The organism is Pseudomonas sp. PWP3-1b2, from assembly GCF_049896045.1.
Taxonomy (GTDB): Bacteria; Pseudomonadota; Gammaproteobacteria; order Pseudomonadales; family Pseudomonadaceae; genus Aquipseudomonas; species Aquipseudomonas antarctica_B.
The window spans coordinates 1-16,194 of record NZ_JAFCTN010000071.1; the positions used below are offsets into that span (position 1 = coordinate 1).

The 16,194-nt window shown below is 61.5% G+C and carries 9 protein-coding genes; 4 read left to right on the forward strand and 5 right to left on the reverse strand.

Translation table 11 applies throughout. The features are described from left to right. The first annotated feature begins 349 nt into the window (after positions 1–349). The gene (csrA, locus tag ACP7A2_RS26480) at positions 350–541 is read left to right on the forward strand and encodes a carbon storage regulator CsrA (protein WP_426136746.1); all 192 of its coding nucleotides are present in this window, start codon (positions 350–352) and stop codon (positions 539–541) included. A gap of 6 nt (positions 542–547) precedes the next feature. Here csrA and ACP7A2_RS26485 read toward each other — a convergent pair whose 3' ends face one another. The 4 genes from ACP7A2_RS26485 to ACP7A2_RS26500 form a co-directional block, all read right to left on the reverse strand. Then, entirely contained in the window at positions 548–775 is a 228-nt protein-coding gene (locus ACP7A2_RS26485) for a YheU family protein (protein WP_426136747.1), read from the reverse strand. A 69-nt stretch (positions 776–844) separates the two neighbouring features. After that, positions 845–2,029, reverse strand: a complete 1,185-nt coding sequence (locus ACP7A2_RS26490; RefSeq protein ID WP_375071044.1) for an osmoprotectant NAGGN system M42 family peptidase — start codon at positions 2,027–2,029, stop codon at positions 845–847. Positions 2,030–2,171: 142 nt separating this feature from the next. Beyond that, positions 2,172–3,917: an N-acetylglutaminylglutamine synthetase gene (gene ngg / locus ACP7A2_RS26495; RefSeq protein WP_426136748.1), complete on the reverse strand. Its 1,746-nt coding sequence runs from the start codon at positions 3,915–3,917 to the stop codon at positions 2,172–2,174. Positions 3,918–3,920: 3 nt separating this feature from the next. Then, positions 3,921–5,693, reverse strand: a complete 1,773-nt coding sequence (locus ACP7A2_RS26500; RefSeq protein ID WP_426136749.1) for an N-acetylglutaminylglutamine amidotransferase — start codon at positions 5,691–5,693, stop codon at positions 3,921–3,923. A 310-nt stretch (positions 5,694–6,003) separates the two neighbouring features. Here ACP7A2_RS26500 and ACP7A2_RS26505 point away from each other — a divergent pair, with 310 nt between their 5' ends. Further along, positions 6,004–10,827: an NEL-type E3 ubiquitin ligase domain-containing protein gene (locus tag ACP7A2_RS26505; protein ID WP_426136750.1), complete on the forward strand. Its 4,824-nt coding sequence runs from the start codon at positions 6,004–6,006 to the stop codon at positions 10,825–10,827. Here the strand turns inward: ACP7A2_RS26505 and mnmC are convergent. Next, positions 10,819–12,798 carry a bifunctional tRNA (5-methylaminomethyl-2-thiouridine)(34)-methyltransferase MnmD/FAD-dependent 5-carboxymethylaminomethyl-2-thiouridine(34) oxidoreductase MnmC gene (gene mnmC / locus ACP7A2_RS26510; protein ID WP_426136751.1) on the reverse strand — a complete coding sequence of 660 codons (1,980 nt, stop codon included), beginning with the start codon at positions 12,796–12,798 and terminating at the stop codon, positions 10,819–10,821. The two genes, ACP7A2_RS26505 and mnmC, sit on opposite strands and share 9 nt — an antisense overlap. A gap of 155 nt (positions 12,799–12,953) precedes the next feature. On the opposite strand from mnmC, the gene pap reads away from it, so the two are divergent. Together pap and ACP7A2_RS26520 are read left to right on the forward strand one after the other, a co-directional pair. Next, positions 12,954–14,471 (forward strand): polyphosphate:AMP phosphotransferase, encoded by a 1,518-nt coding sequence (pap, locus tag ACP7A2_RS26515; protein ID WP_426136753.1) that lies wholly within the window; start codon positions 12,954–12,956, stop codon positions 14,469–14,471. 374 nt (positions 14,472–14,845) lie between these two features. Continuing rightward, positions 14,846–16,030: a thiolase family protein gene (locus ACP7A2_RS26520; RefSeq protein WP_426136754.1), complete on the forward strand. Its 1,185-nt coding sequence runs from the start codon at positions 14,846–14,848 to the stop codon at positions 16,028–16,030. Positions 16,031–16,194: the final 164 nt, after the last annotated feature.

Below are 16,194 nucleotides of genomic sequence, written 5' to 3' on the forward strand. Positions count from 1 at the left end.
ACCCGGCAGGACGCCGGGTTAGCCGTGCTGGGCCAAGGATGGCCCATCACGGCGGCCCACGGATTCAAGCCGGAGTGCGGGCACACCGAGCCTTAGCGAGGTGCCGAGTGGTGGGGCGGAGACCTTTTGCTTACTTTTGGGTCTTTCCAAAAGTGAGCCGCTGTAAGAGCGGAACCAATCCCAGCCGTTACCGCAGCAACGGATATGCCCCCCATCCCCATCCCCACCCCAAGTCTGTCAGCAAAATTACCCCCCACCGTAGTCCCCGCCTGTTTTCAGAGCAAGCCATTGCCCGAACCCCAACCAGCGCGCATGTTCAAGGCCCTGCCACTCCAAAAGGACAACCGCCATGCTGGTCTTAAGCCGCACCGTAGGCGAAATCATCTCCATCGGCGATAACATCACCCTGCACATCCTCGAACTCAATGGCACTCAGATAAAGTTTGGCATTCAGGCCCCGGCAGGCGTCAGCGTCCACAGAGCCGAGGTCTACAAAAAGATCCTCGAACGCCAAGCCAGAGAGCCCCAAACCAGCGCCTAGAAACCCTCAGTCAAACAAATGCTTGGGCACATCATGCTTGAGCATCAACTGACATTGCTCGCTTTCGGGGTCAAACACGATCAGGGCCTGCTCCTTGGTCAGCGCCTGGCGCACGCGCAATACGCGGGTTTCCAGCGGCGTGTCATCGCCATTGTCAGTGCCATCGCGCGTCACGAAGTCTTCAATCAGGCGGGTCAGGGTGTCGACTTCAAGTGCGTCGTAGGGAATCAGCATACAAGCCTCAAGTAGTGGGTCCCGGCGATGCTACTGCGCCGGGGCCCTTGTTACCAGCTGTTGCCAGCGTCAGGACTTCTGACCGACCAGGCTGTCCACCGAAGGCACTCGGGTGTCGCTCTCCATCTGCGTCTCGTGCTCGATCTGATGGCTGAAGCGGTCCAGTGAACCCTGGGCCGGTTGCGCGTCGCTGGCGAATACCGGCGGGCTGAGGATGTAGGCGCTCAACAAGCGGCTGAGCGCGGCCAGGCTGTCGATGTGCGTACGTTCGTAGCCATGCGTTGCATCGCAGCCAAACGCCAGCAGGGCCGTGCGAATGTCATGGCCGGCGGTCACGGCCGAATGCGCATCGCTGAAGTAGTAGCGAAACAGGTCACGGCGCACCGGCAGCTCATTCTCGGAGGCCAGGCGTAGCAGGTGACGGGACAGGTGATAGTCGTACGGCCCGCCGGAATCCTGCATTGCCACGCTCACCGCGTGCTCGCTGGAGTGCTGGCCGGGTGCGACCGGGGCGATATCGATGCCGACAAATTCGCTGACATCCCACGGCAGGGCGGCGGCGGCACCGCTGCCGGTTTCTTCGGTGATGGTGAACAGCGGGTGGCAGTCGATCAGCAACGGTTCGCCACTGTCGATAATCGCCTTGAGCGCGGCGAGCAGGGCTGCGACGCCGGCTTTGTCATCCAGGTGACGGGCGCTGATGTGCCCGCTTTCGGTGAATTCGGGCAGTGGGTCGAAGGCCACGTAGTCACCGATGCTGATGCCCAGGGAATCGCAATCGGCACGGGTGGCGCAGTAGGCGTCGAGGCGCAATTCCACGTGGTCCCAGCTCACCGGCATTTCATCCACGGCGGTGTTGAACGCGTGCCCGGAGGCCATCAACGGCAACACGCTGCCACGGATCACGCCATTGTCGGTAAACAGGCTGACCCGGCTGCCTTCGGCAAAACGGCTGGACCAGCAGCCCACCGGCGCCAGGGTCAGGCGGCCGTTATCCTTGATCGCGCGCACGGCGGCGCCGATGGTGTCCAGGTGCGCAGACACGGCGCGGTCAGGGCTGTTTTTCTGGCCCTTGAGGGTGGCGCGAATGGTCCCGCGCCGAGTCATTTCAAAGGGGATGCCAAGCTCTTCGAGGCGCTCGGCGACGTAGCGCACAATGGTGTCGGTGAAACCGGTAGGGCTGGGAATGGCGAGCATTTCCAGCAAAACTTTTTGCAGGTAGTTCAGATCCGGTTCGGGGATGGTTCGGCTCATAAAGTCTCCTGATCGCTTGTAGGGAGTAGTGCCATTAATGGCCTCATCGCAGGCAAGCCAGCTCCCACACTGGAATGCATTTAACCTGTGGGAGCGACGTTTCGACTTGCCCGCGATGGCGGCGCTAAGGGCCGCCTGTTTCTCACGCTGTCGGCTGACTATGGGGAAACAGCAAATCCACAAATTTTTCGGCAGTCGGCTGCGGCTCATGGTTGGCCAGCCCAGCCCGTTCGTTGGCTTCGATAAACACATACTCGGGCTGGTCGGCGGCGGGCACCATCAAGTCCAGGCCGACCATGGGAATGTCCAGGGCGCGGGCGGCGCGCACGGCGGCGTCCACCAGCGTGGGGTGCAGGATGTCGGTGACGTCCTCCAGGCAACCGCCGGTGTGCAGGTTGGCGGTACGGCGCACGGCGAGGGTTTGGCCACGGGGCAGGATGCTGCTGTAGTCGAAACCGGCGGCGTGCAGGGTGCGCTGGGTCTCGGCGTCCAGCGGGATCTTGCTCTCGCCATCGGTGGCGGCCTGGCGGCGACGGCTCTGGGCTTCGATCAGCGCGCCAATCGAATGCTGACCGTCACCCGTCACTTCGGCGGGGCGACGAATCGCGGCGGCGACCACTTCAAAACCGATCACTAGAATGCGCAGGTCCAGGCCCTCGTGAAAGCTTTCCAGCAACACCCGGCTGTCGAACTGGCGCGCTGTTTCGACGGCGGCCTGCACGTCTTCGATGGTCTGTAAGTCCACCGCAACGCCCTGGCCTTGCTCGCCGTCCAGCGGCTTGACCACGATGCGCTGGTGCTCGTCGAGGAACTCCAGGTTGTCATCGGCACTGCCCGCCAGTTGCTGCGACGGCAGTTTCAAACCGGCGGCCTTTAGCACCTTGTGGGTCAGGCTCTTGTCCTGACACAGCGTCATGCTGATGGCGCTGGTCAGGTCGCTCAAGGATTCGCGGCAGCGTACGCGTCGGCCACCATGGCTGAGGGTGAAAAGCCCGGCAGCCGCATCGTCCACCTGTACATCAATGCCACGTCGATGCGCTTCTTCAACAATGATCCGTGCATACGGATTGAACCCTGCCTGCGGGCCAGGGCCGAGAAACAGCGGCTGGTTGATGCCGTTCTTGCGTTTGATGGCGAAGGTGGTCAGTGCACGAAAGCCCAACTTGGCATAGAGCCCCTTGGCCTGACGGTTATCGTGCAGCACCGACAGGTCGAGGTAGCTCAAGCCACGGCTCATGAAGTGCTCTACCAGATGGCGTACCAGCACCTCGCCGACACCGGGGCGGGTACACAGCGGGTCGACTGCCAGGCACCACAGGCTGCAACCGTTTTCCGGGTCGTGGAAGGCTTTTTGATGGTTAAGGCCCATCACACTGCCGATGATCGCACCGCTGTCTTCGTCTTCCGCCAGCCAGTACACCGGGCCGCCTTGATGGCGAGGCGTCAGGCGCTCAGCGTCAACCGGCAACATGCCGCGCCCCTGATAGAGCTGGTTGACCGCCTGCCAATCCGCCTCGGTTTGCACCCGACGAATCCGAAAGCCACGAAACACGCGCGTGGCCGGGCGGTAGTCGGTAAACCACAGGCGCAAGGTATCGGAGGGGTCAAGGAACAGTTGTTGTGGATCGATCCCCAGAATCTGCTGGGGCGCGGCCACGTACAACGCGATGTCCCGCTCGCCAGCTTTTTCGTTGAGCAGTTCCTGAGCCAGGCTCGCCGGGTCCGGGAACGTGTGGCCGATCAACAACCGGCCCCAGCCGCAATGCACGGCAATCGGTTCGGCGGCCAGTGGGCTGCCGTCTTCAGCCAGGCGGGCTTGCAGGCGCTCATACGTCGGCGCCTGACCTTTGAGCAAGCGTTGGCTGTAAGCCGCGGCGTTAGGTTTCATGAATCAGATTCCTTGTTCGCTGAGCCACAGGTTCAGCGCCGCCAGTTGCCACAGCTTGGAGCCGCGCAGCGGCGTCAGTTGGCCTTGTGGGTCGGTGAGCAGGCGGTCGAGCATGGCCGGGTTGAACAGGCCACGATCCTGGCTCGGGTCCAGCAGCAGATCGCGCACCCAGTTCAGGGTGTCGCCTTGCAAATGCTTGAGGCCCGGCACCGGGAAATAGCCTTTCTTGCGGTCGATGACTTCACTCGGAATCACCCGGCGCGCCGCTTCCTTGAGCACCTGCTTGCCGCCGTCCGGCAGTTTGAATTTGCCCGGTACACGGGCCGACAGTTCCACCAAGCGATAGTCAAGAAACGGCGTACGCGCTTCCAGACCCCAGGCCATGGTCATGTTGTCGACGCGTTTGACCGGGTCGTCCACCAGCATCACAGTGCTGTCCAGGCGCAAGGCCTTGTCCACGGCTGCATCGGCGCCAGGCATCGCAAAATGCTCGCGGACGAAGTCGCCGGCAGCGTCATTGGCGGTCAGCCATTTCGGTGCGACGGTTGCGGCATAGTCGTCGTAGCTGCGGTCGAAAAACGCATCGCGATACGCCGCGTACGGGTCGCTTGCGCCGTCAACCTGCGGGTACCAGTGGTAACCGGCAAACAACTCATCGGCGCCCTGGCCGCTCTGCACCACTTTGCAGTGCTTGGCCACTTCCCGCGACAGCAAGTAGAAGGCGATGCAGTCGTGGCTCACCATCGGCTCGCTCATGGCGCGGAAGGCCGCCGGCAGTTGCTCGATGATCTCGCTTTCGGCGATGCGCAGTTGGTGATGGCGGGTGCCGTAGTGCTTGGCGATCAAGTCCGAGTACTGGAACTCGTCGCCGCGCTCGCCACCGGCGTCTTCAAAACCGATGGAGAAGGTCGACAAATCCTGCACGCCGACTTCACGCAGCAGGCCAACGAGCATGCTCGAATCGACACCGCCGGATAGCAACACGCCTACATCCACGGCGGCACGTTGGCGGATCGCCACAGCTTCGCGGGTGCTGTCGAGCACGCGGTCGGTCCAGTCTTCCAGAGTGAGGTTTTTTTCATCGTCATGGGGGCCGTAGGGCAGGGTCCACCAGACTTTCTGTTCGGTCTTGCCGCTGGCATCAATGCGCATCCAGCTGGCCGGTGGCAGCTTTTCAATGCCTGCCAGCAAGGTGCGCGGCGCAGGTACCACGGCATGAAAATTCAAATAATGGTTAAGCGCGACCGGGTCGAGAATCGGGTTGATATCACCGCCCTTGAGCAGCGCCGGCAATGCCGAGGCGAAGCGCAGGCGCTGACCGGTACGCGACAGATACAGCGGCTTTACGCCCAGACGGTCGCGGGCAATAAACAGTCGCTGTGCATCGCGCTCCCAGATAGCAAAGGCAAACATACCGTTGAGCTTTGGCAGCAGTGCTTCGCCCCAGGCGTGATAGCCCTTGAGCAGCACTTCGGTGTCACCGCCGGAATAGAAGGCGTAGCCCAGGGCTTCCAGCTCTTCACGCAATTCCGGAAAATTATAGATCGCACCGTTGAAGGCCAGGCTCAGGCCCAGCTGTGAATCGACCATCGGTTGGGCGGAGCCGTCCGACAGGTCCATGATTTTCAGGCGTCGATGGCCCAAGGCAATCGGCCCTTGGGCATGGAAGCCCCAGGCATCAGGGCCACGAGGGGCCAGGTGATGGGTGATGCGCTCAATGGCTGCCAGGTCGGCAGGTTGGGCATCAAAACGTAACTCGCCAGCTAATCCGCACATAAATTCCTTACCGGTTTTTCCGTTGGGGAGGGGTCAATACTCAATACGCCCTGAGGGCGCGTACCCAGAAACTGACCCGCGCCTATGATGGGAGTTTTAGAACAATCGGTTATAAGGCAAAGGGCCTTGACGGGCAAAAAGGACGTGCACAGCTGGCGCGGCCTTGGGGGCAGGGGCGGTAAATAACGCTGGTAAACATGCGAATAGTGACGGGGTATGGGCCTTGAACCCCCCAGTATTTGCGTCAATTGGCGACGAGATCGGCCTTATTGTTGAGCGCCATTAATCAATGCAATAAGGAAAGTTGCTGATGGCCCAAACCCAGACTTCACATCAAATCGTCACGCCGGTAACGCACCCAAGGGTTACCGCCTTGCTGCTGGACATCACTGGCGATCTGGACAAGGCCCATGTGCTGCAAAACACCGTACCCACGTGGTGGCTTAACGCCGATACCGCGACTCGCCGTGCCCTGCAACAGGCTCATGACGACAGCCAGCGGCCGCAGGAAGCGGCGGCGCGTCTGCTGGCGAACGTCCAACCCCTCAAGGCATTTTGTGCTGAACGGCTCACAAGGTTTCTGTCGGGCAAGGGCCATGGCTCGCTGGATGTCGAGCGCGACATGCTGGAAGTGCCACGGCACTCTTACAGAATGACTATCCCTGTGGGCCCCGTGATAGAACGGACCACGATAGAGAAACACAGCCTCTTGCAGGCGGCGATGCAGAATTTTGCGCAGTCGGTGACCGGGCCCGGCGGGATGCCGGGCGGATCAGTCATCCGCACGGGACGCGGTATCGTGTCACGCCTAAGCGTTGAAACGTTCGTGGACTATTGCCGCGAACTGGACCTCGGTAGCGCCTATCAGCAGCATCTGCGGGCGGTGTTCAACCTGCCGACGCCTGGCGAATCGGTCGAGACCGAGCGCGGGTACAACCCCGCCATTTCGACCCTGGGACGATCGCGCTGCATGGACATGCAAATGGACCTGCACATCGCCTACGCCAAGGGCGATATCAGCGCGCCGACCTATAGCGTGTTGCTGGCGTTGATCAAGGCGAATGCGCCTGCTGGCCAAGTGCAGCATCTGCTGTTTCACGGTAAGCCGCTGGTCTGGCAAGGGCTGAACATCGGTGACGCCTGCATATGGGGTGTGATGGTGTTGGCCAATGCCGCCGATGATGGGTTTTCCAGTGGGCCGGTGGTGCTGTACATGCCCAATGAGCCGGTACGACCCTGGTATGAGTACCCATCGCTGAATGACTTCAAGCAGTACCTGACCCTCAAACTGCAGGTGCAATCGTATCGGCTTTTTTTTACCGGCTACCTGGACGAATCCGAGCGCCTCGGGTTTTTTCAGCGGTTCGACGAGAGCCGCACAGTGGCGCGCATGGACCCGGTGGTGGAGACGGGCAACCTGTCCAGTTTCTATTTCAACGTCTGTACCGGCAAGTTGCTGCTCGATGCTTTCGAGCTTGCGGTGCCCACCGCGCAAGCGGATGAAGAGGCCCGTCGGCTGCGTCTGCAGCGCTATCTGGAGGCCGGTTTGACGTTGCTCAACATCGCCGGTTTTCTGGTGCCGGTGGTGGGGGCCTTGATGACGGGTGTCTGCATTGGCCAGTTGCTGGGCGAGGTGTTCGAGGGCATCGACGACTGGAACCATGACGAAAAAGCCGAAGCACTCGGGCATCTGGTCAATGTGGCTGAAAGCATTGCCGGCATGGCCGTTTTTGCGGCGGGGGTAAAAGTCTTCGGCGCCGCCAAACGTTTGGCCAGCCAGCCTGTGGATTTTTTTGATGGCATGGAGGCGATCAAGCGGGCTGACAACAGCGCGTGGTTATGGCGCCGTCGGTCGTCCACCTACCGCCAGCTCCCGAGTGTCATTGCCGCAGCGGTAGCTGACTCAATAGGCGTTTATAAGGTTCATGGCCAGTCTTACGCCAAGGTCGACGGCGACGTGTATGCGATAGCCTTCGACGCAGCTACCAGGCAGTGGATGGCCCTGCACCCACGGCGCAGCGAGGCGGGTCGTCTGCCGCTCGCGCACAACCGCGTAGGCGGTTGGCGGTTTGAATGGGAACGGCCCGAGGAGTGGCAAGACCTGGCATACGGCATCAAACGCTTGCATCCGTTCCTGGGCGCGTGGAGTGACGAGCGTTTGAAGGAAATTGCCAGCATCAGCGACTTGACCCTGCCGGAGCTGCGTTACAGGGCTTCGGAAAACCTGCCATTGCCGGAGCGATTCCGGGATGCAGTGATGCGTTTTATGCAGGAGCAGAAAGTTCGGGATCTGACCTGGCAGCTCGAGCATCAGCCGCAGTTGGATGCCGGCACGTCACGCACTCAAATCTACGCGTTGCCGCATATGCCCGGCTGGCCGACAGGGCGCTTCTTCAAGGTGCTGGGCAATGCTGACAATCTGGTTGAGCGCTACCCCGATACGGCGCCCTTTGACTACGAAGATTTAAGCATTCCTGTGACCGAGCAGCAGTTGGCCGAAGGCAAGGTGATGCCAACCTTGCTGGATGCGCTGGACGCGGAGGAAAAGCAGGCATTGTTGGGCGGTAGCGTAAAAACCGGCGAGGCTGAGGCCACGCTCAAACGACGCCTGCTCGCTTCACTGCCACGCAGCCATCGAACGGTGTATGAGGCGCTGTATCAGCATGCCGATGTGATTGAACCTGGCGATCATGACCTGCTCAAGTTGCACTATCCGAACCTGCCGATTCGGATGGCGTGGGAACTGCTGTCCGGCACGCCGACCCTACAGCGTGTGCGCCTGCGTGACACGCGGAGAGTGCCGCTGGCGCTGGCGCAGCGAGCTCGCGAGGTGATGCAACTCGTTGAAGAAGATCAGGCTTTCAGTGGGCTGTACTGGCCTCGACAAGCCACCGAGGCTACCCAGCGCCTGGCCGTCGGGCTGCTGGCGCGCGTGCCCGAATGGCCACAGGCGATGTCACTGCAGGTGCGCCGTGATGGGGTCGCGGGTGAATTGATTGCACAACGGGGTGCGCCGAACGCGACCGTACGCCGGACGGTGGTGGTGTCTGCGCGCGGCGTTCGGGCTTTTGATGAGCAGGGTAAGGCATTGGGGGATATCGCCACCGGCGACGACGGTTTTTACCAGGCCCTGACCGATACGCTGACGGTTTATCAGCGCGGCACACTGAAGCTGACGGGCGCTCAGCGTGGCAGCTTCCTGCGCCACCATCTGCTGGCTAAGGCCGCAATGCAGCGCAAGACGCTCGCACGTTACCTCTGGCCCGAGCGCCCGGTACCAAAGCCAGCCTTGGCGTGCATTCAAGCAGTGCTGCAAGAGCCGCCGGTTTTGCCGGCGGCGCTGATGCGCGACGGGCGAAAACTTTATCCCACGCTCGACTCAAGCCAGCTCGCACGGTTGCTGCACGGCTTGGGCCCGGATCATGTGTCGCGTGCCAAGGCCGTGAAGGGATTGAAAGGCCAACTCAAGAGGTTGCGGCAGGCGTTGATGCAGTGGTCTGACGACAAGGTTGCCGTGCGAGGAATGAGCGCCTCCGCCAGGCAGGACTTTCGCCAGGCTCGCGTTTCGGCTATCAAGGCCATTGAGCGTGCCTGGAGACGCGAAACACTGTTGGTAGATGAGTCAGGGGCGCAGGTTCCGGTGTTGAAGCTGGACGGCCTGTTGGCAGGGGAGTTGCCTGCGCTGCCTGCCGAAGTCGAGTTTGGTCATGTTCGAGAGCTGTCGCTCAGGCGCATGGGACTCAACAATGGGGTCACACGCTTTCTTGAACACTTCAAGGGCCTGCATACGCTTGATCTAGCCAACAATAAGTTGACCGAGCTGCCGCTGATACCGGCGAACATGCCCGAGTTGCGGCGCCTGTATTTGAACCACAACCAGCTGCAACTGACCGAAGCCTCCCGCGAGACGTTGGGTGGAGCGACCAAACTGCGGGTATTGGATCTGAAAAACAACCCGCTGCTCAATGCCCCTTCGGTCAGTCGGATGCTGGAATTGCGTTTGCTGTTTCTGGACGACTGTTTGCTTCAGGAGCTGCCTGTCGGGCTGCGAAGGCCGCCGTATCTGGAAGTTGTGAGCCTGCGCAGCAATATGATCAAAGAGTTGCCTCAATGGCTCTCGACGGCCTCGCGGGATGTCGCGCGGGCGCTGAACCTTTGGGGTAATTCCCTGGATACCTCAAGCAAACAATTGCTCAGGGACTACCGGGCCCGCGTCGGTATCGGCATGGGCTTTCTAGAGGATGACGTCGCCCGCATCACCGAGCAAAAAGCGCGAGAGTTGTGGTTGAAGGACGTGGGGCCGCTTGTCACCACCCGACAGGCGACCTGGGATGCGCTCAGGGCGGAATCGGGTTCCGATGGGTTGTTCATGTTACTGGCCGGGCTGGGGGGCGTGGCCGATACCAAGAAAGTTCGCGAGGACATGAGCCGGCGTGTGTGGTGGGTGCTGGACGCCGTGGAATCCGATACTGGCTTGCGCAAGGAAATTTTTGAGCGTGCGGCCACGCCGCTCAACTGCGACGACGCCGCTGCCGCGAGTTTCAGCAACCTGGAAGTGCTGACCCATATTCATGAAGCGTCGAAAGCTGTCGAGGGCGGACAACTGTCGGCTGAACAGGTCCTGCATTTGAGCAAGGGTTTGTTTCGGCTCGACCGACTTGAGCGCTATGCCCTGAGTCACAGCGAAGCACACCCCAGTGCCGACCCGCTGGAGGTGAGCCTGGCCTTTCGAAAAGGCCTGGCTGACCGTTTCTATTTGCCGGGCCAACCCAAACATATGCGTTTCGAAAGCCTGGGTGAGGTGGCGCCTCACCATTTGAACGCCGCCGAGGCTCGGCTGCGTGCCGCCGAGTTTTCATCCGAACTGGTGGATTATCTGGTCGAATTGCCGTTGTGGGCCGGCTATCTGAAAAAGGCCTATAGCGTGCCGCTCGGTCGCCTGGCGGAGCCGTTCGAGGAACGTATGCAGGCGGTGTTTGATCAGGGCCAAACCTTGACCGACGGTGACTACCGCACGCAGATGAACGTGATCCTGCAAGAGCGGGAGCAGGCGGACGCCGCTGAGATCAGGCGCCGCACCGTGGAGATCCTCAAACCCGGGGCCATTGCCGGATGCTCGGTGCCGTTACTGTGAGCCGCGCGTGCCACGAATCAATGCCCGCACGGCGAACCGATTAGGGTGGCAGGCTTCGGCCACGCTGGAGGGCACCGGCAGCGGCTCATCATTCAGCAAGGCCGCCAGCAGTTCGCCACACAATGGCGCGGTGATCAGGCCGCGCGAGCCGTGACCGCTGTTGATGTACAGGCCGTCCAGCCACGGGCAGGCGACCTGTGGGGTCTGGCGGGCATCCTTGCGCAGCGCGACGTAGGTTTGGTCGAACGCGATTCGTTCGGCCAGCGGGCCTACGATCGGCAAGTAGTCGGGGCTGGTGCAACGGAAGGCGGCGCGGCCCTCGAGTTGTTCCGGGGCCATCGCGTCGGCCCCCAGGCGGTGGGCCAGGTCGGTGGAAATCTCGCGCAGCATCTCCAGGTTGCCGGCGTGCTCGGTGGCGGTGGGTGTCAGGTCCTGGTTCTTGAAGTCGAAACTTGCGCCCAGGGTGTGCTCGCCCAGGCGCGCCGGGGCCACGTAGCCTTCGGCGCACACCACGGTCGCCAGGGCCTGGCTTTGCGCGGTTTGCGCCAGTCGGGTGATTTGCCCGCGAATGCGTTTGAGGGGCAGGTCGGCGAAGCGCTGGATGTCGGCGGCCCCTGCCAATACCACCACGGGGGCACTGGCGAGCAGGTGTTCGCCGTCCCACGCTTGCCATTGACCGTCGAGGCGGCGCAGGTCGAGCACATCGTGATGATTCAGCACCGTGATTCCGGGTTGACGTGCCTGCCACTTGCACAGCGCAGGCGGGTGTACCCAGCCGCCTTCGGGGAAAAACAGGCCGCCCTGGGCCAGTTCAATACCGGCCCTTTGTTGGGCCTGTTCGCGGTCCAGCAGGTGCAGCAAATCCGGTGCAAAGGCATCTGCAAGCTGCGCCTGGCGCTGGGCTTCCTTGGCGTCGAACGCCAGTTGCAGCACGCCGCAGCCATCCCAATCGACGCCTCGGTGCAAATGCTCCAGCAGGCGCCGCGTGTGGCCAAAGCCGCTGAGAATCAGCTGGGACAACGCCGTGCCGTGGGCCGACAGCTTGAGGTACAGCACGCCCTGAGGGTTGCCCGAGGCTTCCTCGGCCAGGCCCGCGTGACGTTCCAGCAGGCTGACGCGCCAGCCACGGGCGGCCAGGCTGGCGGCGGTGGCGCAACCGGCGAGGCCGCCGCCGATGACCATGGCGTGGCGCTCGCCGGCAATTACCGGCGGCCGTGCGAACCACGGCTTGGCAGCCGGTGGCGCGGGGGTTTCCGAGGGCCAGCCGAGGAACTCGCCGCGCAAAATCTCCCATTTGTGGCCGATGCCCGGCGTGCGCTTCATCTTAAAACCGGCGGCGTTGATCAAGCGGCGCACCCAGCCGGTGCTGGTGAAGGTGCTGATGGTCGAGCCGGGCGCGGCCAGCCGCGCCAGTTCGGCAAACAGCTCGGCGGTCCACATGTCGGGGTTTTTCGCCGGGGCGAAGCCGTCGAGAAACCACGCGTCAATCTGTGCATCCAGCTGTGGCAGTTGCTCCAGAGCATCGCCGATCAACAGGGTCAGGGTCACGCGTCCGTTATCCAGCACCAGGCGCTGAAAGCCTGAGTGGATCGCCAGGTACTGCGCCAGCAATGCCTCGGCGAACGGCTGAAGCTCAGGCCAGAGGGCGAGGGCGCGTTGCAGGTCGGCGTGGCTCAGCGGGTATTTTTCAACGCTCACAAAATGCAGGCGTGCACCGGCCACGGCGTGTTGTTCGAACAGTTGCCAGGCGCACAGAAAATTCAGGCCAGTACCGAACCCGGTCTCGCCGATCACCAGTCGCCCGTCCGCCGGCAAGGCCGCGAAGCGCTCTTGCAAACGGTTCTGTTCGAGAAACACATAACGGGTTTCTTCAAGGCCCGACGTGTCGGAAAAATACACATCGTCGAAGGCCCGCGAGTGCGGGCGACCTTGATCGTCCCAGTCGAGCTGGGCGTGGGTGATGGGGGTCATGGGCGGCTCTGAATATGGAAGCAGGCAAAAACAAGGCGGTCATTCTAGCCCATCAACCGGCAACGAATTGACCCATGGCAAGCGCGGGTGGAATTTCCTCCCGCGTGTTGTTGCCCAATCCGCTAGTCTTGATCCATCTTGAAACGGAGCTGCCCATGTTCGAATCCGCCGAAATCGGTCACGCCATCGACAAAGACACCTACGAAGCTGAAGTGCCGGCCCTGCGTGAGGCCCTGTTGGAGGTGCAGTACGAGCTGCAACAGCAGAAGCGCTTCCCGGTGATCATCCTGATCAATGGCATTGAAGGCGCCGGCAAGGGCGAGACCGTCAAGCTACTGAATGAATGGATGGACCCGCGCCTGATTGAGGTGCGCACCTTCGATCAGCAAACCGACGAAGAACTGGCGCGCCCTCCGGCCTGGCGCTACTGGCGGCAACTGCCGGCCAAGGGCCGCATGGGTATTTTTTTCGGCAACTGGTACAGCCAGATGCTGCAAAGCCGGGTACACGGGCAGATCAAGGATGCGCGCCTGGACCAGGCCATCGCTGGCGCCGAGCGCCTGGAAAAAATGCTCTGTGATGAAGGCGCGCTGATCTTCAAATTCTGGTTTCACCTCTCCAAAAAACAGATGAAAGCGCGGCTCAAGGCCCTCGCCGACGACCCGCTGCACAGCTGGCGCATCAGCCCGCTGGACTGGCAGCAGTCCAAGACCTACGACAAGTTTGTGCATTTCGGTGAGCGCATCCTGCGCCGCACCAGCCGCGACTACGCGCCATGGCATGTGATCGAAGGCGTCGATGCGCATTACCGCAGCCTCACCGTGGGCAAGATCCTCCTCGAAAGCCTGCAAAATGCCCTGAAAGTCTCCAAGGCCAAGGCCAGCGGCATGAACCCGGCGCCGTTGATTGCGTCGGTGGACAAAAAGAGCCTGCTCGACAGCCTCGACATGACCTTGCGCCTGGACAAGGACGATTACGAAGAACAGCTGATCACCGAGCAGGCGCGCTTCTCCGGACTGATGCGCGACAAACGCATGCGCAAGCACGCGTTAGTGACCGTGTTTGAAGGCAATGACGCGGCGGGCAAGGGCGGCGCGATCCGTCGCGTGGCCGCCGCGCTGGACCCGCGTCAGTACCACATCGTGCCCGTTGCCGCGCCGAGTGAAGACGAGCGCGCGCAGCCTTACTTGTGGCGGTTCTGGCAGAAAATCCCGGCGCGCGGCATGTTCACCGTGTTCGACCGCTCCTGGTACGGCCGCGTGTTGGTAGAGCGCGTTGAAGGCTTCTGCACCCCGACGGACTGGATGCGCGCCTATGGCGAGATCAACGACTTTGAGGAGCAACTGCGAGATGCGGGTGTGATCGTGGTCAAGTTTTGGCTGGCAATCGACAAGCAGACTCAACTGGAACGCTTCCAATCCCGCGAAAACATTCCTTTCAAGCGTTTCAAGATCACCGAAGACGACTGGCGCAACCGCGACAAATGGGACGACTACCGCGCGGCGGTGGGCGATATGGTCGATCGCACCAGCACCGAGATGTCCACCTGGACCCTGGTGGAGGCGAATGACAAGCGCTGGGCGCGGGTCAAGGTGCTGCGCACCATCAACCGAGCGCTGGAAGAGGCGTTCGAACAGACCGACAAGCACGATAAGAAAGGCAAGAAGAAGTAGGTGGATGTGCAGCGGCTTGTTGTGGCGAGCGGGCTTACTGTAGTGAGCGGGCTTGCCCCGCGTTGGGCTGCGGAGCAGTCCCAAAACCTGCCAACAAGTTCTGACTGGAGTAATGCGGCGCCTGGATCAGGGCCGCTTCGCGCCCCAACGCGGGGCAAGCCCGCTCGCCACGACAAGCCCGCTCGCCACAGTAAGCCCGCTCACTACAGCAAGCCCACCTGCCAAGACAAACCCACCTGCCACAACAAGCCCGCTTACCACAGAAAGCGGTGCGCTCATGCGTGTGCATATCCGGGGTGAATGATCGTCGCGGTTGGGAATGCCTGGATCTATGCTCGATCCATCTCCCAACAACGACAAGATCGAGGTAGCCCATGCGTGATGTAGTGATCGTCGACAGCGTGCGAACCGGCCTGGCCAAATCCTTTCGCGGCAAGTTCAACCAGACTCGCCCGGATGACATGGCAGCCCATTGCGTCAACGCGCTGCTGGCCCGCAATGGCATCGACCCGGCCTTGGTGGAGGATTGCATTGTCGGTGCGGGCTCCAACGAGGGCGCACAGGGCTACAACATCGGGCGCAATGTGGCGGTGCTCTCGCAATTGGGCACCGGCGTGGCGGGCATGACCCTCAACCGTTTCTGTTCCTCGGGCTTGCAGGCGATCGCCATTGCGGCCAACCAGATTGCCTCGGGTTGCAGCGACATCATCGTCGCCGGTGGTGTTGAGTCCATCAGCTTGACCATGAAGAGCGTCAACACCGATAACCTGATTAACCCGTTACTCAAGGAGCAGGTGCCGGGCATCTACTTCCCGATGGGGCAGACGGCCGAGATTGTGGCGCGCCGCTATAACGTCAGCCGTGAAGAGCAGGACCTGTATGCGCTGCAAAGTCAGCAGCGCACGGCCCAGGCTCAGGCTGATGGGTTGTTCGACGATGAAATCGTGCCGATGGCGGTCAAGTACAAGGTCGAGGACAAGAACACCGGCGCTGTGCAGGTGCTTGAGGGGGTGGTGGATCGCGATGACTGTAATCGCCCTGATACGACGTTGGCGAGTCTGCAAGGGCTGAAGCCGGTGTTTGCCGAGGACGGTTCGGTGACGGCCGGGAATTCTTCGCAGTTGTCTGACGGCGCTTCGATGACGTTGGTGATGAGCCTGGATAAAGCTTTGGCGCTGGGGCTTAAGCCCAAGGCGTATTTTCGTGGGTTTACGGTGGCGGGGTGTGAGCCTGACGAGATGGGCATTGGCCCGGTGTTTTCGGTGCCCAAGTTGCTCAAGGCCAAGGGGTTGGAGGTGGCGGATATTGATTTGTGGGAGCTCAATGAGGCGTTTGCGTCGCAATGCCTGTATGCGCGGAATCGGCTGGGGATTGATAACGCCAAGTACAACGTGAATGGGGGGTCGATTTCGATTGGGCATCCGTTTGGCATGACGGGGTCGCGGCAGGTGGGGCACTTGGTGCGCGAGCTGCAACGGCGGGGTTTGCGCTATGGCATCGTTACCATGTGCGTGGGTGGTGGCATGGGGGCTACTGGGCTTTTCGAGGCTGTGCGCTGAGTTCTTCTGAAGAAACCTGATTAATGTGGGAGCTGGCTTGCCTGCGATGGCGGTTTGTCGGGGTACATATCCATTGCTGCGGTAGCCGCTGATATCGGTTCCGCTCTTACAGCGGGTCACTTTTGGAAGGACCCAAAAGTAACCAAAAAGTCCTCGCCCCACCA

Excerpts from the sequence above, each read along its gene's own strand:
- csrA (WP_426136746.1), top strand. The coding sequence starts at position 350 with ATGCTGGTCTTAAGCCGCACCGTAGGCGAAATCATCTCCATCGGCGAT.
- ACP7A2_RS26485 (WP_426136747.1), bottom strand. The coding sequence starts at position 775 with ATGCTGATTCCCTACGACGCACTTGAAGTCGACACCCTGACCCGCCTG.
- ACP7A2_RS26490 (WP_375071044.1), bottom strand. The coding sequence starts at position 2,029 with ATGAGCCGAACCATCCCCGAACCGGATCTGAACTACCTGCAAAAAGTT.
- ngg (WP_426136748.1), bottom strand. The coding sequence starts at position 3,917 with ATGAAACCTAACGCCGCGGCTTACAGCCAACGCTTGCTCAAAGGTCAG.
- ACP7A2_RS26500 (WP_426136749.1), bottom strand. The coding sequence starts at position 5,693 with ATGTGCGGATTAGCTGGCGAGTTACGTTTTGATGCCCAACCTGCCGAC.
- ACP7A2_RS26505 (WP_426136750.1), top strand. The coding sequence starts at position 6,004 with ATGGCCCAAACCCAGACTTCACATCAAATCGTCACGCCGGTAACGCAC.
- mnmC (WP_426136751.1), bottom strand. The coding sequence starts at position 12,798 with ATGACCCCCATCACCCACGCCCAGCTCGACTGGGACGATCAAGGTCGC.
- pap (WP_426136753.1), top strand. The coding sequence starts at position 12,954 with ATGTTCGAATCCGCCGAAATCGGTCACGCCATCGACAAAGACACCTAC.
- ACP7A2_RS26520 (WP_426136754.1), top strand. The coding sequence starts at position 14,846 with ATGCGTGATGTAGTGATCGTCGACAGCGTGCGAACCGGCCTGGCCAAA.